The organism is Oceanobacillus sojae, from assembly GCF_900162665.1.
Taxonomy (GTDB): domain Bacteria; phylum Bacillota; class Bacilli; order Bacillales; family Amphibacillaceae; genus Oceanobacillus; species Oceanobacillus sojae_A.
Window position 1 is genome coordinate 381,049 of sequence record NZ_LT727809.1, and the last position, 20,815, is coordinate 401,863.

Annotated in this window: 21 protein-coding genes and 1 pseudogene; 20 read left to right on the forward strand and 2 right to left on the reverse strand. The window is 39.0% G+C overall.

Going from position 1 to position 20,815, the window contains the following annotated elements:
- Positions 1 to 927: 927 nt before the first annotated feature.
- Positions 928 to 1,686 (reverse strand): annotated as a pseudogene (locus BN1068_RS02160) (YitT family protein); the annotation flags it as partial.
- A gap of 439 nt (positions 1,687 to 2,125) precedes the next feature.
- Between BN1068_RS02160 and rimP the strand changes: the two are divergent.
- The 10 genes from rimP to rpsO all read left to right on the forward strand — a co-directional run bounded on the left by rimP (position 2,126) and on the right by rpsO (position 10,072).
- Positions 2,126 to 2,596: a ribosome maturation factor RimP gene (gene rimP, locus BN1068_RS02165; RefSeq protein WP_077601198.1), complete on the forward strand. Its 471-nt coding sequence runs from the start codon at positions 2,126 to 2,128 to the stop codon at positions 2,594 to 2,596.
- A gap of 21 nt (positions 2,597 to 2,617) precedes the next feature.
- On the forward strand, positions 2,618 to 3,724 hold the full coding sequence (gene nusA / locus BN1068_RS02170) for a transcription termination factor NusA (RefSeq protein ID WP_077601199.1): 1,107 nt from the start codon (positions 2,618 to 2,620) through the stop codon (positions 3,722 to 3,724).
- Positions 3,725 to 3,737: 13 nt separating this feature from the next.
- Positions 3,738 to 4,007 (forward strand): RNase P modulator RnpM, encoded by a 270-nt coding sequence (gene rnpM, locus BN1068_RS02175; protein ID WP_077601200.1) that lies wholly within the window; start codon positions 3,738 to 3,740, stop codon positions 4,005 to 4,007.
- A 1-nt stretch (position 4,008) separates the two neighbouring features.
- Positions 4,009 to 4,308: a YlxQ family RNA-binding protein gene (locus BN1068_RS02180; RefSeq protein ID WP_077601201.1), complete on the forward strand. Its 300-nt coding sequence runs from the start codon at positions 4,009 to 4,011 to the stop codon at positions 4,306 to 4,308.
- A gap of 20 nt (positions 4,309 to 4,328) precedes the next feature.
- The gene (gene infB, locus BN1068_RS02185) at positions 4,329 to 6,428 is read left to right on the forward strand and encodes a translation initiation factor IF-2 (protein WP_077601202.1); all 2,100 of its coding nucleotides are present in this window, start codon (positions 4,329 to 4,331) and stop codon (positions 6,426 to 6,428) included.
- Positions 6,425 to 6,703 (forward strand): DUF503 domain-containing protein, encoded by a 279-nt coding sequence (locus tag BN1068_RS02190; RefSeq protein ID WP_077601203.1) that lies wholly within the window; start codon positions 6,425 to 6,427, stop codon positions 6,701 to 6,703. The genes infB and BN1068_RS02190 overlap by 4 nt, the downstream gene beginning before the upstream one ends.
- 35 nt (positions 6,704 to 6,738) lie before the next feature.
- Entirely contained in the window at positions 6,739 to 7,080 is a 342-nt protein-coding gene (gene rbfA / locus BN1068_RS02195; protein ID WP_077601204.1) for a 30S ribosome-binding factor RbfA, read from the forward strand.
- 742 nt (positions 7,081 to 7,822) lie between these two features.
- Positions 7,823 to 8,710: a tRNA pseudouridine(55) synthase TruB gene (truB, locus tag BN1068_RS02200; protein ID WP_077601205.1), complete on the forward strand. Its 888-nt coding sequence runs from the start codon at positions 7,823 to 7,825 to the stop codon at positions 8,708 to 8,710.
- Between the two features lie 25 nt (positions 8,711 to 8,735).
- A complete protein-coding gene (locus tag BN1068_RS02205) occupies positions 8,736 to 9,677 on the forward strand; it encodes a bifunctional riboflavin kinase/FAD synthetase (RefSeq protein WP_077601206.1) in 942 nt (313 codons plus the stop codon).
- Positions 9,678 to 9,802: 125 nt separating this feature from the next.
- Positions 9,803 to 10,072, forward strand: a complete 270-nt coding sequence (gene rpsO, locus BN1068_RS02210) for a 30S ribosomal protein S15 (protein ID WP_040980194.1) — start codon at positions 9,803 to 9,805, stop codon at positions 10,070 to 10,072.
- Here rpsO and BN1068_RS23505 read toward each other — a convergent pair.
- Positions 10,061 to 10,207, reverse strand: a complete 147-nt coding sequence (locus BN1068_RS23505) for a hypothetical protein (protein ID WP_175637039.1) — start codon at positions 10,205 to 10,207, stop codon at positions 10,061 to 10,063. The two genes, rpsO and BN1068_RS23505, sit on opposite strands and share 12 nt — an antisense overlap.
- Positions 10,208 to 10,429: 222 nt before the next feature.
- Between BN1068_RS23505 and pnp the strand changes: the two genes are divergently transcribed.
- The 10 genes from pnp to BN1068_RS02260 all read left to right on the forward strand — a co-directional run bounded on the left by pnp (position 10,430) and on the right by BN1068_RS02260 (position 20,705).
- A complete protein-coding gene (gene pnp / locus BN1068_RS02215) occupies positions 10,430 to 12,544 on the forward strand; it encodes a polyribonucleotide nucleotidyltransferase (protein ID WP_077601207.1) in 2,115 nt (704 codons plus the stop codon).
- A gap of 197 nt (positions 12,545 to 12,741) precedes the next feature.
- Entirely contained in the window at positions 12,742 to 13,695 is a 954-nt protein-coding gene (locus tag BN1068_RS02220; RefSeq protein ID WP_077601208.1) for a polysaccharide deacetylase family protein, read from the forward strand.
- 26 nt (positions 13,696 to 13,721) lie between these two features.
- Positions 13,722 to 14,948, forward strand: a complete 1,227-nt coding sequence (locus BN1068_RS02225) for a M16 family metallopeptidase (protein ID WP_077601209.1) — start codon at positions 13,722 to 13,724, stop codon at positions 14,946 to 14,948.
- A 102-nt stretch (positions 14,949 to 15,050) separates the two neighbouring features.
- A complete protein-coding gene (locus BN1068_RS02230; protein ID WP_077601210.1) occupies positions 15,051 to 15,305 on the forward strand; it encodes a YlmC/YmxH family sporulation protein in 255 nt (84 codons plus the stop codon).
- Positions 15,306 to 15,658: 353 nt separating this feature from the next.
- Positions 15,659 to 16,543, forward strand: a complete 885-nt coding sequence (dpaA, locus tag BN1068_RS02235) for a dipicolinic acid synthetase subunit A (protein ID WP_077601211.1) — start codon at positions 15,659 to 15,661, stop codon at positions 16,541 to 16,543.
- Positions 16,540 to 17,145 carry a dipicolinate synthase subunit B gene (gene dpaB / locus BN1068_RS02240; protein WP_077601212.1) on the forward strand — a complete coding sequence of 202 codons (606 nt, stop codon included), beginning with the start codon at positions 16,540 to 16,542 and terminating at the stop codon, positions 17,143 to 17,145. The genes dpaA and dpaB overlap by 4 nt, the downstream gene beginning before the upstream one ends.
- A gap of 41 nt (positions 17,146 to 17,186) precedes the next feature.
- Positions 17,187 to 18,239, forward strand: coding sequence for an aspartate-semialdehyde dehydrogenase (asd, locus tag BN1068_RS02245; RefSeq protein ID WP_077601213.1), 1,053 nt, complete (start codon positions 17,187 to 17,189; stop codon positions 18,237 to 18,239).
- Positions 18,240 to 18,339: 100 nt separating this feature from the next.
- Positions 18,340 to 19,569 (forward strand): aspartate kinase, encoded by a 1,230-nt coding sequence (gene dapG / locus BN1068_RS02250; protein WP_077601214.1) that lies wholly within the window; start codon positions 18,340 to 18,342, stop codon positions 19,567 to 19,569.
- A 192-nt stretch (positions 19,570 to 19,761) separates the two neighbouring features.
- Positions 19,762 to 20,499, forward strand: a complete 738-nt coding sequence (locus BN1068_RS02255) for a ClpP family protease (protein WP_139344705.1) — start codon at positions 19,762 to 19,764, stop codon at positions 20,497 to 20,499.
- Complete coding sequence (locus BN1068_RS02260) at positions 20,499 to 20,705, forward strand: YlzJ-like family protein (protein WP_077601216.1); 207 nt, start codon at positions 20,499 to 20,501, stop codon at positions 20,703 to 20,705. The genes BN1068_RS02255 and BN1068_RS02260 overlap by 1 nt, the downstream gene beginning before the upstream one ends.
- The last annotated feature ends 110 nt before the right edge of the window (positions 20,706 to 20,815 follow it).

The following is a 20,815-nucleotide window of genomic DNA, read 5'->3' on the forward strand; positions in this document are numbered from 1 at the left end:
TTCTCCGTAAACGCTAAAGAGAGATACTATTTTTTAGCTTCATTTAATTACTAAACTTTCGCACTTTAAAAAGTAACTTCCTATCCATAGGAATAGGAGTTGATCATTTCTTCCATATAACTGTTGACAAAGCGTAAACTCTATTTAGAAAGAAGGTAACGTGTAAGGCTACCGCTACGGCGGACCGTTTTGCTTTCCTAGGGGCACGCTCTTCAGCTAACTTTTGCCAAGAAGATCACTTGGCAAAAGTGGATCTTCAGATGGTGCTAATCCCTCAGGAGTCAAAACGGTCCGCCTCCGCTAGCAGGATGCTCTATACTGAAATAACTGAACAAATAAAAGGCAGATCTGACAGAACGAATTTTTATATTGCATGGTGAACATGGCTCAGTAATCCTTATTTTTGGTGCATGAAAGCTATTCTCGATATGAATTATTCATGCTGTTATGATTTGAACTGCTAAAAATCATTTGAAACACCAGCATGATTTTTTATTTAGGCTAAAAAATGATGATTTCATCTCACTTCATCAGGAAATTATTTCTTCCATACGCTGTAGAATCCTATTAGAGCGCAGGCCAACCACGTAGACTCCTATGGGAACAGGGCGAGCTGAAGATCCACTTGAAAAGCGGGTTTCTTTTCAAGTTAGCTGAAGCCGTCCCCATGGAAAGCGGAGTGGTTGGCCGGAGCGGAAGCTATACACAATAACCTGTTCAAAAAATAAAAAGATGAGTAGCAAGCATGATAATTGAAACCATGTACATCCTGGAACAGTAAGGTTTATATGTTTATTCTCAGATGCGAAAGTTGAGTTAGAAACAATTAAAATAATTCAAAAAGAGAATACTGATTATGACTGCAGTAAAATTATTAGAGATATAATGAAAAGAGCTTAAGTGATGCCTTGAGCTCTTTTCACAGTGTTAATCATTTAACGGTTTTTTATTTTCATCCAGTGTGAAGCCTTCTCCCATAACCTCATGAACGGTCGTCAGGGAGACAAATGCAGAAGGATCCGCCTGGTTAATAATATTCTTCATCCGCACAATCTCATTCCGCGCCACCACACAATAAAGAACATTTCTTTTCTCTTTGGAAAAGCTTCCCTGACCATTTAGAATAGTCACACCGCGATCCATTTTTTTCATAATCTGATCCGCGATTTCTTCACTGTGATCGGAGATGATAAAAGCTCCCTTTGCAGCATATGCACCTTCCTGAATAAAATCAATCACTCTTGCACCAATAAATACTGCCACCAGTGTATACATTCCTTGGGCCAAATTTAAAAAAGTAAAGATGGAAGTTAAAATAACGAGAAAGTCAAACGCGAACATAGCCCGTCCCATGCTCCAGGAAGTGTATTTATTGATAATGCGGGCTATAATATCCACACCGCCTGTTGTACCGCCAAAGCGGAATATGATCCCTAATCCTACACCGATAAATACCCCTGCAAATAAAGCAACAAGTGTCATATCATGCTCTAGTCCGATAGGGATTTGGTACATTTGAAAAATCCACAGAAAAAGAGAAACAGATAAGGTTCCAACCATGGTATAGATAAATGCATTCTTCCCTAGTATTTTCCAGCCAATAAAGAATACCGGGATATTTAGTACAATATTCGTTACTGCCGGATCCAAGTTCCATAAGAAGAAAAGTAACAGCGTAATCCCTGTAANATAATAGAGACCATGAACATCCTAGAACAGCAAGGTTTATATGTTTATTCTTAGGTGCGAAAGTTGAGTAAGTAATAAGAAAGATTTCATTCTAAAGGATTTCCGTCAATTGCAATGATTGCAGGACGGAAATCCTTTTTATAGATGAGTTACGGATAAATCAGCCTGATTTTGGGAAAACTATTCTTGTTAAAAGCGGATTATATAGCGGAAAAAAGCTTTGAAGTCTTGATTTAGTGGTTTGCAAAGGGGTATAGAATATGCTATACTATTTTTGGTTAGAATGTTCGATACGTACGAATGAAAAGAGTGGGTGTACACCCACTCTTTATTCATACCTCGCCTAAACAAGACTCTCTGCTTCCCCCGCCCGTATTTTAGGCAGGGGTTTTATATTGATTGAAGGCGTGAGGACATGGTTAAAGGAGGTTTACACTTGAGTTCTAAAGTAATTGAGATAACAACTGAATTAGTTAACCCAATTTTAGAAGAGAAAAATTTAGAATTAGTTGACATGGAGTATGTAAAAGAAGGGAAAAACTGGTTTCTGCGTGTTTATATTGATAAAGAAGGCGGTATTGACATTGTAGAATGTGGTGAAGTTTCTGAACAGTTAAGTGAAAAATTGGACGAAGCTGACCCGATTAAAGAAGCTTATTTTCTGGAAGTATCTTCCCCAGGAGTAGAAAAACCATTAAAAACGCTGGAAGACTTTAAAAAGAACATTGGAAATAATGTTTTTGTAAAGCTATATGAAAAGATTGACGGCGAAAAAACATATGAAGGTATTTTACAAAATGTGGAGAACGATACCGTTTCTATTGAATACAAAATTAAAACAAGAAAAAAAATCGTAGAAATACCTTATGAAAAAGTAGCAAAAGCAAGACTTGCAGTTATGTTTTAATTAAAAGGGGGAAAAGAAAAAGTGAGCACGCAGTTGTTTGATGCGATTGATCATTTAGCAAAAGAAAAAGGAATAGACAAGGATATATTGATGGAGGCTTTGGAGGCAGCGCTTATTTCTGCTTATAAAAAGAACTTTAAATCTGCATCGAATGTCCGGGTAGAGTTGAACGAAACTACAGGGAAGATGGCTGTCTATGCAAGAAAAACAGTCGTGCCGAATGTAGAGGATACACAGCTGGAAATATCTCTTGATGAAGCTAAAAGTATCAATCCGAGTTATGAAACAGATGATATAATAGAAGTAGAAGTAACACCAAAGGATTTTGGACGTATTGCTGCACAGGCTGCCAAACAAGTGGTGACTCAACGGGTACGTGAAGCAGAACGCGGCGTTATCTTCTCTGAATATATTGATAGAGAAGATGATGTGATGACAGGAATTATTCAACGCAAGGATTCCCGTTTCGTCTATGTTAACCTTGGGAAAATTGAAGCAAAGCTGGCAGAGGCTGAGCAGATGCCGACAGAAGAATATCATATCCATGATCGTTTGAAAGTTTATGTGACAAAGGTTGAGAATACAAGTAAAGGACCGCAAATCTATATTTCACGTTCTCATCCCGGCTTGTTAAAACGATTATTTGAAATGGAAGTTCCAGAAATTTATGATGGAATTGTGGAAATTAAATCTGTTGCACGTGAAGCTGGAGACCGTTCTAAAATTTCTGTCCATGCTCCAGATCCGGAAATAGACCCGGTAGGTTCTTGCGTAGGACAAAAAGGGCAGCGTGTTCAAGCGATTGTAACAGAATTAAAAGGTGAAAAGATTGATATTGTGGAGTGGTCCGAGGATCCGGTTGTTTATGTATCAAACGCATTAAGCCCTTCCAAAGTATTGAAAGTATTTGTAGATGAGGAAGAGAAGGCAACAACAGTGGTTGTTCCAGATTATCAATTATCATTAGCAATTGGTAAAAGAGGTCAAAATGCCCGTCTGGCTGCAAAACTTACAGGCTGGAAAATTGATATTAAAAGTGAATCCGACGCAAGAGCAGAAGGTTTACTGGATGATATAGAGTTAGAGGAAGAAACTTATTCTGACAACAGTGAAGATTTGTTTGAATAAGGAGGTATTTCACTTGGCTAAGAAGAAAAAAATACCAGAAAGAAAATGTGTTATTACAAATGAAATGAAGCCTAAAAAAGAATTGATCCGCATTGTGAGGAATAAAGAAGGAGAAGTGTCCGTTGATGTAACTGGTAAGAAAAATGGACGCGGAGCTTACCTTTCCAAGAATAAGTCTGTCATTGAACAGGCTCGGAAAACCAATGCGCTTAACAAAATATTGAACGCAGAAGTAAGTCCAACAATCTACGATGAGTTAGAAGCTTTAGTAGAGGGAGATTGACATGAATCCTAATTATTTGAACATCATTGGTCTCGCTGTCAGAGCAAGAAAATGCTCAACAGGAGAAGATACAATTATAAAGGATATTCGCAAAGGTCGTGCAAAGCTTGTTTTATTGGCAGAAGATATTGGACCGCAAACAAAAAAGAAACTTTCGGATAAATGTACCTCGTACAATATTCCATATCGATTTGTTGATAACCGGGATATCTTATCGCAGGCAATCGGGAAAGAGCAGCGTGTAGCTATAGCAATACTAGATTCAGGCTTTGCAAAAAAACTCCTTACTCTAGTTGGATAAATAAATCCGGGGGTGAATGTATGAGCAAAATACGTGTATATGAATACGCAAAGAAAAATAATGTGGCAAGTAAAGAAGTCATTCAATTTTTGAAAGAAAAGAATGTAGATGTTTCCAATCATATGTCTACGATTTCCGATAATGAAATTAAACAATTGGATGAAAAATTTAATCCGCAGCCAAAACAGGATAAAAAGAAGAATGGTCAAGTAAATCCAAATAAACAGCAAAACAATAAAAATACAGGAAATAAACCAAATGCAAATCGGAATACTAAAAAAGATAATCCGAAAAATAAAAAACAAAAAACCTCTAACAAAGGTAAACAACATAAACCACAAAAGGAGCAGTCATTAGTGAAAGAGACTCCAAGTAAAATTACGTACCACGGTATATTAACCGTACAGGATTTAGCAGAGAAACTTCATAAGGAACCTGCAGAAATCATTAAGAAATTAATGTTTATGGGTATTATGGCTACAAAAAACCAGGACCTTGAAGATGATGCTGTAGAATTAATTTGTGAAGAATATAATGTTGAGGTTGAAAAAGAAATTATTTTAGAAGATACGGACCTTGACAAATATATCGAAGAAGACGACAGTGATAAATTACAAGAACGCCCGGCTGTTGTTACGATTATGGGACATGTTGACCACGGGAAAACAACATTATTAGATGCTATCCGCCATACTAAGGTTACTGCCGGTGAGGCTGGCGGAATTACACAGCATATCGGAGCTTACCAGGTTGAAAATGAAGGCAAGAAAATTACATTCCTGGATACACCTGGTCACGCAGCATTTACTAGTATGCGTTCCCGTGGTGCACAGGTAACAGATATTGCTATTTTAGTTGTGGCAGCAGATGACGGTGTCATGCCGCAGACGGTTGAAGCTATTAACCATGCAAAAGCTGCTGAAGTACCAATTATTGTAGCAGTTAATAAAATGGATAAAGAAGGCGCTAATCCGGATCGTGTGATGCAGGAACTGACAGAGCATGAACTGATCCCTGAAGATTGGGGTGGAAGCACCATCTTTGTTAATCTTGCAGCGATTAAAGGAGAAGGTATTGACGACCTGCTGGAAATGATTTTATTAGTTGCAGAGGTAGAAGAATTAAAAGCAAATCCGGATGCCAAAGCTTTTGGTACAGTGATTGATGCACAATTAGATAAAGGCAGAGGATCTGTTGCAACACTGCTTGTACAAAACGGTACTTTGCATGTAGGAGATCCGCTCGTTGTCGGAAGTACGTATGGTAAAGTTCGGGCAATGGTAAATGATATAGGACAACGTGTGAATCAAGTTGGACCATCTGCACCGGTTGAAATCACCGGTCTGCAGGATGTACCTCAGGCAGGTGACCAATTCCTTGCGTTTGCTGATGAGAAAAAGGCGCGTCAAATTGGTATTGCACGTCAACAAAAACGAATTGATGAGAATCGTGGCGGCCAATCAACAGTAAGCTTAGATGATCTATTTGAAAAAATTAAGCAAGGTGAAATGAAAGAATTAAATATTATTGTTAAAGCAGACGTACAAGGATCTGTTGAAGCATTAGCTGCTTCTCTGCGTAAGATAGAAGTAGAAGGCGTTAATGTTAAAATCATTCATACAGGTGTAGGAGCGATTACTGAATCTGATATTATCTTAGCTTCAGCATCGAATGCGATTGTCATCGGCTTCAATGTCCGTCCAGACGTCAATGCTAAAAGAGCTGCAGAATCTGAAAAAATTGACTTACGTCTGCACCGTGTTATTTACAGTGCGATTGAAGAAATTGAAGCTGCAATGAAAGGCCTGCTTGATCCAGAATATGAAGAAAAAGTGATTGGTCAAGCGGAGGTTCGTGAAACATTTAAAGTGTCACGTATTGGTACTATTGCCGGAAGCTACGTAACAGACGGTAAAATCACCAGGGATTCCAGTGTTCGCCTGATTCGTGATGGAGTAGTCCTCTATGAAGGGGAATTACAGGCATTGAGACGCTTTAAAGATGATGTAAAAGAAGTACAGCAAAACTATGAATGTGGTATCACATTAACAAACTTCAATGATATTAAAGAGGGCGACATTATTGAAGCTTATGTAATGGAAGAAATCGAAAGAAAATGATTCTCTATGCAGAAGTAGAATGTATGTTGTATGAAGGAAATTCATTAAAAGAGAAACGATCTGTCATAAAGCGGATTATCAATAAGCTGCGTCAATCTTTTAATGTATCTGTCACAGAGCTCGGATTTCATGATATGTGGCAACGGACCAAATTAGGGATTGTTACCATTTCCACCGATTATGTGCATGCTGAAAAAGTAATACAACAGGTTTTAAACACAATAGATTCTTTTTCTGAACTGGAGAGAACAATAACAAATATAGAACGATTATAGAAGGAAACTTCATTCAAGTATGTGAGGTGAGATTAATGTCAGAATTGAGAGCTCATCGAGTTGCAGAGCAAATGAAAAAAGAGCTGGGTGATATTTTATCCAGAAAAATTAAAGATCCCCGTGTCGGTTTTGTAACAGTTACCGATGTAGAAGTAACTGGTGACCTGCAGCAGGCGAAAATTTTTATTTCTGTATTAGGTGATGAAAAGAAAAAGCAGGAAACATTATTGGGACTTGCAAAAGCAAAAGGATTTATCCGTTCAGAAATTGGCAAGCGAATTCGTTTGCGCAAAACACCTGAGCTTACCTTTGAATTTGATGAAGCAATAGAGCAAGGTAACCGGATAGACTCTATCTTAAGAGATCTGAATAAGTAATTTTAAAAAAACTGATCCCTCTGCTTCCTGGCAAAGGATCAGTTTTTTTAAAAGACAAGAAAGTATATAAAATGCTGAAGTCAGCCGCTGCAATGGTTTTCATGGGGTGAGTAACCGCAACCCCAGAAATACACTACGCTTTCCGTGGGCCCCGAGCTCAGCCTCCTCGATAAAGAAGACTTAGCGATTGGCAAGCCGACAGGCGCAGACAGAGCTAAAGCCGCACTTATGCCCTTGGGTGAAAAAAGAAGAGCACTTTTTTCCTGCGGAGGCATACAGGACGTATGTCAGTTCGGTGCCTGAGACAGGACGTCGCGAACTTAACCGAACTTCCTTCCGTTTTTGCGCATTCCCACAGGAGTCTCCGTGTATTTCTTCTGGGACTGGGACTGCGGTTACTCGTCCCACCGAAGAGCTTTTGCGATTACTCGTCCCATCGAAAACCGTCGCTAAAATTAGCTTTATTTCTTTGTGAAAAAGTAATTAAAACATATTTCTTCTTAGATGGGAGCGAAGGGAAGTCGACTCCTGCGGGAAAAGCAACAGGTGAAGACCCCGCAAGAAGTGGTCTTCTTCTGAGGAGGCTGAGGCGTTGCCCGCGGAAAGCGACTTCCCGCAGCGGGCATCTCCTTGGCTAGAATATCAGTATTTTAAAGACTAAGTGATTTTCTTGGTTTTTCTTAGAGTGAAAAAGAATTCCGTTACAAAATATATACGATTAAGAAAGGAAGGGGGATTAATAATGAATGGTATCCTGCCGTTATGGAAGCCTAAGGGAATGACTTCTTTTGATTGTGTAGCAAAATGCCGCCGCTACTTTAATACGAAAAAAGTAGGGCACACGGGGACACTGGATCCGGAAGTTGAAGGTGTTCTGCCTATTTGTATCGGCAACGCTACGAAAATTGTTCCGTTTCTCACAGATACGAAAAAAATCTACCTTGGGACGGTTGCATTAGGAGCAGCTACGGAAACAGAAGATGCAACAGGAAAAGTTATTGCAGAAAAAGAAGTTACACGTATGCCTGGAAAAACGGAAATAGAAGCTGTTTTAGAAAATTTTCAAGGTGTTATTACACAAATTCCTCCAATGTATTCCGCTGTAAAAGTAAACGGGAAAAAGCTTTATGAATATGCAAGAGCAAATGAAGAAGTAGAAAGGCCGATAAGAGAAGTTTTTATTCATGATATACAGCTTTTAGCGGTAGATGAAGAAAAAAATTCCTTTGACATATTTGTAGAATGCTCAAAGGGAACCTATATCCGGACATTATGCGTGGACATTGGAAAGAAATTGGGATATCCGGCACATATGTTTAAACTGGAACGGACAAAAACCGGTAGTTTTTCCAAGAAAAATACGGTTACTTTTGCTATGATAGAAGAGGCAGCAGCAAAAAATGAATTAGAGAAGCTGTTAAGCCCCCTTTCGGAAGGATTAAGTCATTTAGTGCATCAAGAAGTTGACGATGCGCTGGGGGCGCGTATTAAAAATGGTCAGAAATTATCTATTTCAGATGCCCCCGGGACAAATCATCCGTTTGTATTTACAAATAATGAAGAAGTGCTGGCGATTTACGGGCAACACCCGGATAAACCTGATCAAATTAAACCATTAAGAGTATTCTAACGAGGGAAAGTGCAGGTGTAGCAGGATGAAAACAATGGAATTATCCTATCCGCATACGTTACATAAGGAGAACTTACCGGAAACCGTCAGTGCAATCGGTTTTTTTGACGGAATTCACAAAGGACATCAGGAGGTTATTCAGCAGGCTGTAAACAAAGCAAAGGAAAACAATATGGAGAGTGCTGTCATTACCTTTTTTCCGCACCCGTCGGTTGTTTTGAGAAAGGGTGTACAGCATGTTAAGTACATAACAATATCTTCTGAAAAGCAAGCGATATTAGAAAATCTTCAAGTAGACCGTTTATATGTTATCCGTTTTAATCAGGAATTATCTAAGCTCAGTCCCCAAGCCTTTATTGATCACTTCATTATTGGATTAAATATTAAGCATCTTGTAGCGGGCTTTGATTACTCATTCGGTCATAAAGGCCAAGGGAAAATGACAGATATGCAGGAATATGCAAGAGATTTATTTACCTGGGAAACAATAGGTAAAGTAACTTTGGATGAAGAAAAGGTCAGCTCGACCAGAATAAGGGCAGAATTGGCGTCGGGAAATATGGAACAGGCAGAGCAGCTGCTGGGAAGGCCCTTTGCTACAACTGGACTGGTAGTAAAAGGCGCACGTCGTGGACGTGAGCTGGGTTATCCGACTGCTAATCTGTCTATATCCAAAGATGCCCTGCTGCCTAAACAGGGGGTATATGCGACCCGTGTCCGTCACAAGGATAAAATATATGGCGGAATGGCAAATATCGGTACGAATCCGACATTTACAGAAGATCTGGAAGACATGTCTGTCGAGGTATATCTATTTGACTTTGATGGTGATCTATATGGAGAAGAATTAACGATAGAATGGCTGTCTTATACAAGAGAAGAAATAAAGTTTGACTCGAAGGAAGCTTTGATTGAAAAAATGAAGCAGGATGAAGAAGAAATTAGAGCATATTTAGCAAATAGATAAACTAATACTTGATTTTTTTCTTGAAAAACGCTATTCTTATAGTTGTACAACCATCGCTTGGCATCACGTAACTCCGACGTATGCTAGGGGACTGGGGATAACAAATTTATTTTGGAGGTGCCATTATGGCAATTACACAAGAACGTAAAAACGAAATTATTAATGAGTACAAGGTTCATGACACAGACACTGGATCTCCAGAGGTTCAAATCGCTGTCTTAACTGCAGAAATCACTGCATTAAACGAACATTTACGTACACACAAAAAAGACCACCATTCACGTCGCGGTCTTTTGAAAATGGTAGGTAAACGCCGTAACCTATTAACTTACCTACGTAATAAAGACGTTACTCGTTATCGTGAATTAATCAAAAAACTTGGTTTACGTCGTTAATAACGTAAAAAGCAGGAGCAATCCTGCTTTTTCTTTTATGTTTTTTAAAGAGATAAGAAGCATTTGAGCTGCAAATCCGTGTGCCGGATGTTTTTTACGGCTGATAAGGGTCTGAAACAGGTATAAATATGTCAATGCGTGAACATCCTCTATAAGAGAATGTTCAAAAATTCCCCCCAATGATAATCTGGTTATTTTTGAACACGTACTTGTAAGGTAGCGATTGATTCCTGACAGGCTATCGTTTATGCTATAAAAAGACATTCTTTTGTAAAAATGATATAGAAGAAAAATTGTACTATATGAGATGCTACATATATTTTAAAAGCTGTAGCCTTGAAAGGAGTAACAAAACTAATGGCAGATGAAAAAAAGCTATTCTCTACGGAGATTTCAGGAAAGAAATTTACGGTTGAAGTAGGAGAGCTGGCAAAACAAGCAAATGGTGCCTGTATGATACACTACGGAGATACCTCTGTATTATCTGCAGCAACAGCCTCCAAAGAACCAAAAGACTTGCCGTTCTTTCCATTGACCGTTAACTATGAAGAAAGATTATATGCAGTAGGAAAGATCCCTGGAGGTTTTATCAAGCGGGAAGGGCGTCCCAGTGAGAAAGCAATCCTCTCTTCCAGACTGATTGACCGCCCGATCCGTCCATTATTCCCGGACGGTTTTCGTAATGAGGTACAGGTAATCAGTACGGTAATGAGTGTGGATCAGGACTGTTCTTCAGAAATAGCAGCAATGATCGGTTCATCCATTGCTCTAAGCATTTCTGATATTCCATTTGAACAGCCGATTGCAGGTGTTCATGTCGGTCGTGTGGATGGCGAGCTAGTCATTAACCCTACCATTGAACAAGAAGCAAAAAGTGATATTGATTTAACGGTCGCCGGAACAAAAGACGCGATTAACATGGTTGAAGCCGGGGCGGATGAAGTACCGGAAGATGTGATGCTGGAGGCAATTATGTTTGGTCATGAAGAAATCAAACGTCTTGTTGCTTTCCAGGAAGAGATTGTACAGGCCTGTGGCAAAGAAAAATTTGAAGTTGTTATTTCAGAAACAGATGAAGAACTTGCAGCAAAGGTTGAAGCAGAGGCGAAAGACGAGTTAAAGACTGCGATTCAAGTTGTCGAAAAACATGCCCGTGATGAGGCAATCAAAGCTGTTAAGCAAGAGATTGTAGAAAAGTATGAAGCGGAAGAGGCTGAAGAAGAAACCATTAAACAAGTTAAATCTGTATTAGATAAACTTGTGAAAGAAGAAGTACGCCGCTTGATTACAAAAGAAAAGGTACGTCCAGATGGCCGGAAAGTAGACGAAATCCGTCCGCTGTCTTCACGTATTCATGTTCTTCCACGTACACACGGATCAGGATTATTTACCCGTGGACAAACTCAAGCTTTAAGTATATGTACATTGGGAGCACTTGGAGATGTGCAGATTTTGGATGGACTTGATCTGGAAGAAACCAAACGATTTATGCATCATTATAACTTCCCGCAATATAGTGTAGGAGAAACAGGCCCGATTCGTGGACCAGGCCGTCGTGAGATTGGGCATGGTGCATTGGGAGAGCGTGCTCTTGAAAAAGTAGTACCAAATGAAAAAGAGTTCCCTTACACGATTCGTCTTGTATCAGAGGTTCTTGAATCCAACGGGTCTACTTCACAGGCAAGTATCTGTGCAAGCACATTGGCAATGATGGATGCAGGTGTTCCAATTAAAGCGCCAGTAGCAGGTATTGCAATGGGACTTGTTAAATCCGGAGATGATTACACGATTTTGTCTGACATTCAGGGCATGGAAGATGCACTTGGTGATATGGACTTTAAAGTAGCAGGAACAGAAAAAGGTGTAACAGCCCTGCAAATGGATATTAAGATTGATGGTTTATCAAGAGCGATTTTAGAAGAAGCACTTACACAAGCGAAAAAAGGCCGTATGCACATCCTTGATTCGATGCTTCAAACCATTCATGAACCAAAAGATGAATTATCTGAATACGCACCAAAAATCTTAACAATGACAATTAATCCGGATAAAATTCGTGACGTTATTGGACCAAGCGGAAAACAAATCAATCAAATTATTGATGAAACCGGCGTGAAAATTGATATTGAGCAAGATGGTAATGTCTTTATTTCCTCTACAGATAACGAGATGAACCAAAAAGCCAAGAAAATTATTGAAGATCTTGTACGTGAAGTGGAAGTCGGACAATTATATCTTGGTACGGTAAAACGTATTGAAAAATTTGGTGCATTTGTGGAACTGTTCAAAGGAAAAGATGGACTGGTTCATATTTCCGAGCTTGCAGAAGAGCGTACGAATAAAGTGGAAGACGCTGTATCTATCGGCGATCAAATTATGGTGAAAGTAAAAGAAATTGATCGTCAGGGAAGAATCAACCTTTCCAGAAAAGCAGTTCTGCAAGATGAAAAGAAAGAGAATGCTAAATCATAAAAAGAAAGTAATTTACTTTAGGTTATATATTTTGTACAAAAAAGAAGCTGATTTTTTTAGTTCAGTTTCTTTTTTTATGAAGCGGTTTATGGTAAAAAAAGTGAATCATTAAATAAATTGAAATAATAAATCCATCTTTAAAATAAAGGCATACTTGTCCCTCTCAAGCATAGAAATGTTAAGGGGAGGGATTAAATATGAAGCGATATTTTAAGTATGTACATGTTCTAGTTTTTCTAATTTTAATTTTTACGGTATTCGATATACGATATAATCCTTTTCAAACAGATTATGTAGTGATGGAACCAGCAGCCATAGAGATAAGCTCAACAGAAGATGATCTGTATAAGGAGATTGAACAAAAGAAAGAGACATACCAGCAAAAGCCGCAGAACGCATACATTGATAAGGTTTGGAAAAAAACACCTGGAAGAAACGGGTTAGAAGTAAATGTGGAAGAAACCTATCAAAAAATGAAGGAAGCAAATAAATGGGATGAAGATCTGCTTGTTTTTAATGAAACCTCTCCCGAAGTCTTGTTAACAGATTTACCGCCGGCTCCAATTTATCGTGGACATCCGGATAAAAAAATGGTTTCTTTTTTAATTAATGTTTCCTGGGGAGAAGAATATATTCCGGAAATGCTTCAAATTCTAAAAGATAATCAAGTGAAGGCAACTTTTTTTATTGAAGGTAAATGGGCACAAAATAATGCGAGCCTGGTTAAAATGATTGAAGAAGAAGGTCATTTAATCGGTAATCATGCTTATAATCATCCAGATATGGCAATGCTTGAAAAAAATGATGCCTATACACAAATAGAGGAGACAAATCAAATTTTAAAAACAATCACAGGAAAACAGCCCAAATGGTTTGCACCGCCGAGCGGAAGCTATAAAGACGAAACGGTGGAAACAGCTGCTGAACTGGAGATGGAAACGATTCTGTGGACGGTCGACACGATTGATTGGAAGAATCCATCTGTTTCCGTTGTAGTAAATCGCATACAAAATAATGTTCACCCCGGAGCAATGATCTTAATGCATCCGACACAAGCAAGTACGGGTGCTTTGGAGCAAATGATTACCGGCATCAAGGAAAAAGGTTATAAAATAGGAACAGTAGAATCATTATTAAGTGAATCGCGTTAAGCTAAGAAATATAGGAGGATATACATTTGATAGAAAAATATACAAGCAGCAATGGTGTCCGTATTGTACTGGAATCCATGCCGGCTGTACGTTCAGTGACGATAGGTATATGGGTTAAAACTGGATCCAGAAACGAAACAATAGGCAATAATGGAATTTCACACTTCTTAGAGCACATGTTTTTCAAAGGGACAAAAACAAGAAGTGCTCAGGATATCGCAGAAGCATTTGATTCTATTGGTGGTCAAATTAATGCCTTCACCTCTAAAGAATATACATGTTTTTATGCGAAAGTGTTAGATACACATAAAGAATTTGCCTTGGAAGTATTAGCGGATATGTTCTTTGAGTCAACATTTGACGAAGAGGAAATGGAAAGAGAAAAGAAAGTTGTTTATGAAGAAATTAAAATGTGCGAGGATACGCCTGATGATATTGTGCACGACCTGCTGGCAGAAGCTGCATATGGCAAACACCCGCTCGGATTTCCGATTTTAGGCACAGAAAAGCAGCTGGCATCTTTTAATCAAAAACAACTACAGCAGTATATAGAGGATAATTATACCCCTGACCGTATTGTTGTTTCTGTAGCTGGTAATGTAAGCAGTTCATTTATCAAGGAGATTGATTCCTACTTTGGAGCACTTACAAGAAAAGCAAAAGAGGATAAAATAACAAAGCCGGTATTCTTACACGAAGCAATTTATCGGAGCAAGGATACAGAACAGGCGCATTTATGTCTTGGCTATAATGGCTATGAAGTAGGAGACAAGCACTTGTATCCATTATCTATTATGAATAATGTGCTGGGAGGAAGCATGAGCTCCCGATTATTCCAAGAGGTGCGTGAGAAAAAAGGTCTTGCCTATTCTGTCTTTTCTTATCATGCCGCTTTTATAGATGATGGATTACTTACAATCTACGCCGGTACAGGCAAAGAGCAGCTTGAGCAGCTGGAAGAGGTTATTTATGCTACGCTTCACCATTTTGTAAAACAAGGGCTAACAGAAAAAGAATTAAGGAATAGCAAAGAACAGATTAAGGGAAATCTGATGTTAGGCTTAGAAAGCACCAATAGCCGTATGTCCCGGAATGGCCGTAATGAGCTGTTATTGCAGAAACACCGTTCTTTAGACGATTTAATTTTAGAAATTGACGGCATTACCGATCAGCAGGTAACAAGTGTCATTCAAAATGTGCTGCTGCAAAACCCGTCCCGTGCACTGGTTGCACCGGAAGACTACCGTAAATAAAAGCATGTTTTCTTATTTTGGGACATAGAGTGTATAAACGAGACTTCATTATCTTGCAGCTATAAATGTTTGCCCTAAGAAAAACAAAAAAGGAGTTTTTTTATGGTGCGCTTTCGAGATATGGGAGATAAGGAAATTATTAATGTGAATGAAGGAAAAAGGCTTGGCATGCTTGGACAAACCGATTTAGAAATTAATCCTAAAACCGGTCAGATAGAGTCGTTTATTATCCCGAGCTATAAATGGTTTGGCCTTGTAAAAGAGGGAGAAGAGACAAAAATTCATTGGCAGTCTATCCGGAAAATTGGTGAGGATATGATAATGATTGATACCAAACTGCCTGATGAGGAACGATAGAATAGAAGTTATTTGTTTAAAGCTTGTTTATTTCGATGGAAAAGGTGACCAGACACATCCTTTTCTTTCTGGATAAACAAGCTTTTTTATACCATTCTATTGGGTCATGAATTGACAAGGGAAGGCGCTTACATAAGGAGAAAAGCTGACTTATTCATCTAAAGGCCTGTGCATCAGCGTAGATAGGCTTTTTAGTAAGAAAAATATACTTTTTGGTACTTCCGTAATGAAAGCAGCATTTTCTAAAAGTTAGACTGTATTTTTAGGGCTTATTTGTTCACCCCTCACTTAAAAAAACATAAGCTATATCGAATCATGAATACGTTAAAAGTTGTCTGGAGGTAATACGTAAAATGAGTCGACGGATTGCAGTGATAGGTGGAGATGCAAGATATTTAGAGTTAATAAAAATCTTAAAAAGTAATCATGATAATGAAGTGATACTTTGCGGTTTTGATAAATTGGAACAAGGCTTTACAGGTTTAAATGAATTAGCATTAGATGAATTGGATCAGAGCACACTGGATGTAGTTGTTTTACCAATTACAGGGATGGATTCAAGCGGGAATGTCGAAACAGTTTTTACAGATAAAAAAATAAATTTGGATGGAGCATGGTTTCAAAAATTAAATCCTGAATGTGTCGTTTTTACCGGGATTACGAATGATTACTTAACCAATTTGACAGAAGAAGCAGGTATTAAGCTGATACCTTTGCTTGATCGTGATGATGTTGCCATTTATAATTCCATTCCGACTGCTGAAGGGGCCATTATGATGGCTTTTGAGCATACAGATCAGACAGTTCATTCTTCGCGGGTGATGGTTGTGGGATTTGGGAGAGTAGGTAATACGGTAGCCAATAAGTTTTCTGCACTTGGAGCCAAGGTTTCGGTATGTGCCCGAAGTATACGGGATTTAGCGCGCATAACAGAAATGGGTTTAAATGCAGTGCCTTTACATGAATTGAGTAATCAGACGGAGAACTGTGATATTTTAATCAATACGATTCCGAGTCTTGTTGTTACCAAAGAGGCTATCAGAAATCTGCCCAATAATGCGGTAATTATTGATCTTGCCTCGAAGCCGGGCGGGACGGATTTTGATTTTGCGAAAAAACGCGGTATTAACGCCATGCTTGCACGCAGTTTGCCGGGGATTGTAGCACCAAGAACCGCCGGGAAAATACTTGCTAATGTAATGGAACAAATTCTCGAGGAGGAGCGTGAATTAGAATGACATTCACTGGTAAACGGATTGGTTTTGGTCTAACTGGCTCCCACCATACTATCGAGCATATTTTTCCGATTATGAAGGAATTCATTAATCAGGGTGCAGAAATCATTCCGTTTATAACTGAAACGGTTCAATATACAGATACCAAGCATGGTAAGGCCAAAGATAATGTAGAAACGCTTGAGAAAATAACCGGTCAACCGGCTATTACCACTATTCCTGGAGCAGAGCCTTATGGTCCGGATAAACCGCTTGATGTCATGGTTATCGCTCCCTTGACGGGAAATTCAATGAGTAAGCTGGCCAATGCTCATACAGATAATCCGGTCCTGATGGCTGCCAAGTCTACTCTCCGTAATGAAAGTCCGGTGGTATTGGCTCTAACGACCAATGATGCACTCGGATTAAATGCAAAAAATTTAGCTGTATTGCTTAATGCAAAGCATATGTTTTTTGTACCATTCGGGCAGGATAACCCTTATCAAAAACCCTCCTCTCTCTCAGCAGATTTAAGTCAATTAATTCCAGCTGTAGAGGCTGCGTTAAATGGAAAACAAATTCAGCCGATTATTGTACCTTATTCCACAAAAAATGTGTTAAAATGAAGTTTAGTTGACATTTAATTAAGTGGAGGGAGTTATTAAGAATGCCAGAGCAGCAAACATACAATGTAGCCATCGTAGGTGCTACAGGAGCAGTAGGTCAGAAAATCAAAAAAATATTAGAAGATAAAGAGTTTCCGATAAATGAATTAAAATTATTATCATCTGCACGTTCAGCTGGAAAAGAAGAAACTTTTCGCGGAGAAACAATCATTGTTGAAGAGGCTTCAGCCGCATCCTTTGAAGGCGTAGATATTGCGCTCTTTTCCGCAGGCGGGTCTATTTCTAAAAAGCTGGCTCCCGAGGCGGTTAAAAGGGGAGCAGTGGTTGTTGATAATACAAGTGCTTTCCGTATGGATAAGGATGTTCCGCTTGTTGTGCCGGAAGTAAATCCAGAGGATATTGCAGAGCATCAAGGTATTATCGCAAATCCGAACTGTTCTACTATTCAGATGGTCGCGGCATTAAAACCGATTAAAGATGCTTATGGCATTAATAAAATTATTGTTTCTACCTACCAGGCAGTATCTGGTGCCGGAAATGCAGCGGTGGAAGAATTGTATGAACAATCAAGGGATTATTTAGAAGGTAAAGAATTAAACGCCGAGATTTTACCTGTCAAAGGTGATAAAAAGCATTTTCCGATTGCTTTTAATGCATTACCGCAAATTGATGTGTTTGAAGACAATGGCTTTACCTTTGAAGAGATGAAAATGATTAATGAAACGAAAAAAATAATGCACGATGAAGCCTTACATGTAGCTGCAACCTGTGTGCGTCTTCCTTTTGCTACCTCCCATGCAGAGAGTGTCTATATTGAATTAGATCAGGAAGACCTGGATGTAAAAGATATCTGGAAGACGCTGGAAGCGGCTGACGGGGTTATTCTTCAGGATAACCCCCAGGCTCAGGAGTATCCAACGCCGCAATCCGCACAAGATAAAGAAGAAGTTTTTGTCGGACGCGTACGTAAAGATTTAGATAATCCAAAAGGCTTCCATTTATGGGTTGTATCGGATAACTTATTGAAGGGCGCGGCCTGGAATACGGTACAAATCGCGCAAGTATTAACAGAACGCGGCTGGTTAAAAAAATAATTATTTCCAGTCATGAATGAAGTCAATTTTAAAATGACGATGTAATCAATCTATTAGACATCCAGAATTTAACTTCTTGGATAGTGTTGAGGTGTTCATATTGCAAGTATTAGTACAAAAATTCGGAGGAACCTCTGTACAATCAGAAACAAATAGGGAACATGTTATCCGTCATATTAAGGATGCACTTGTTCAAGAATATAAATTAGTTGTTGTTGTTTCTGCTTTAGGAAGAAAACCAGATCCATATGCAACGGACAGTTTACTAAGCTTAATAGACTTTCCTGCAAATAAAAATTCTAACCGCGAGCTCGATTTACTTATGTCATGCGGTGAAATTATCTCATCTGTTGTCCTATCTAATGAGTTGCAAAAAAATCATGTTTCTGCAACAGCTTTGACTGGCGCACAAGCTGGTTTTGTGACGAGTGAAGATTTTAACCGGGCAAAAATAAAAGAGGTAAATCCTGTACGTATTTTACATGAATTAGAAACGCATGACGTTGTTGTTGTGGCAGGGTTCCAGGGTCAAAGTGAGTCTGGAGAAATAACAACTATCGGCCGTGGCGGAAGTGATACTTCAGCAGCTGCCTTAGGTGTTGCTTTAGAAGCAGAGCGTATTGAAATTTTTACAGATGTAGAAGGAATTATGACAGCAGATCCGCGTGTCGTAAAGAATGCACGTCCGCTGGATGTAGTGACATATACAGAAATCTGTAATCTTGCTTATCAAGGCGCGAAAGTCATACATCCGCGTGCTGTCGAAATAGCTATGCAGGGGAAAATACCGATGCGTATCCGCTCCACTTATTCAGAACGGTTGGGGACGCTCGTTACTTCTTCCCGGATTGAAGAAGCAGGAGCAGATATTTCAGAACGGATGATAACAGGGATTGCACATATTGCGAATGTTACACAGATTAAAGTGCAGACGAAGGAATCAGCTTACCGTGTTCAGTCAGAAGTATTTAAAGCAATGGCAGAAGCGGGTATCTCTGTTGATTTTATTAATATCTCGCCGACAGGTGTTGCCTATACTGTGCCGGCAGAGCTTACTGCAAAAGCAATTGAAATTTTAGAGGTGCTCGGTTTTCAACCGGAGATTACGGAAAACTGTGCAAAGGTTTCAGCAGTTGGAGCCGGGATGACAGGAGTACCGGGAGTTGCCTCTAAAATCGTGCAGGCATTAACAGATTCTGGCGTACAGATACTACAATCAGCAGACAGCCATACCACGATTTGGGTTTTGGTACAGGATCATGAATTAGTAACAGCAGTTAATGCCCTGCATGAAGTATTTGGATTAAGTACAGAGGAAGTAACATTATAAAAAATTAAAAAAAAGCAAGAAAATCACTTGGTCTTTAAAAAACCAAAAAGACATGAAGCAGCTATATTCTGCCTCATGTCTTTTTTACTGTCCAAAATAGTAAAACAGATACCATATCTCTTCTTTCGTATTATTTTTAACCGATTGTTTATACTAATCATAAAAATAGCTGGAAGGAGTTTTAATATGCGTATGGATACGGATGATAATGAAAATCAAGAAGAAGAGGAGAATGGATCGAATAATGCATCCTCTCTTGTAGAAAAAATTCAGCAGCTCGGGCAGGCAAACGTGCCGCAGGCTCCTGATTCGAATATTCATGTTCTATCAATTATTGGGCAGGTAGAGGGACATCTCCAGCTGCCGCCGCAAAATAAAACAACCAAATATGAACATTTACTGCCGCAGCTGATTGCTGTAGAACAAAACCCTAAAATTGAAGGGTTAATTATTTTATTAAATACGGTTGGCGGTGATGTCGAAGCAGGACTGGCACTTGCGGAAATGATTGCATCGATGTCCAAGCCGACTACCTCTATTGTGCTCGGGGGAGGACATTCCATTGGTGCACCGATTGCAGTGGCTACAGATTATTCCTTTATTGTACCGACAGCAACAATGACGATACACCCTGTCAGATTAACTGGACTGGTAATTGGCGTTCCACAAACATTTGAATATCTAGATAAAATGCAGGAACGTGTTATTCAGTTTATTGTTGATCATTCTAATATTGATTCTGAACAATTAAAGGAATTGATGTTTGCAAAGGGGAATCTTACCCGGGATATCGGGACAAACGTTGTTGGCAGGGAAGCCGTGGAGTATGGCATCATTGATGAAGTCGGCGGAGTCAAAGAGGCAATAAAGAAATTAAATCACATGATTCAAAGTTCAAAACCAAATCTAGAAGAGGAAGGGACTGCCTGATGATACTCTATACACCATTATCCTATCAGGAAATTTTTCCGGAAGAACAGGAAGCAGGTAATGGAATACAAGCAATTGAATGGCAAGGACGAACGGTTTTTGTATCTAAAAATAATGATGGAAATTACCAAATTAATCAGCTTATTTCAAGTAATCCGAATGATTATCTGAATCCGGATTTTTTACCAGGAAGAATTATCAGCTGATGGTAATCTATGCTATAATAAAGAAACGGTAAAAGATAAGATTATGAAACAATATTGGGTGACATGACAACTGGAACACAAGTCTCTTTAAGGAGAAGCTTGGGAATAAG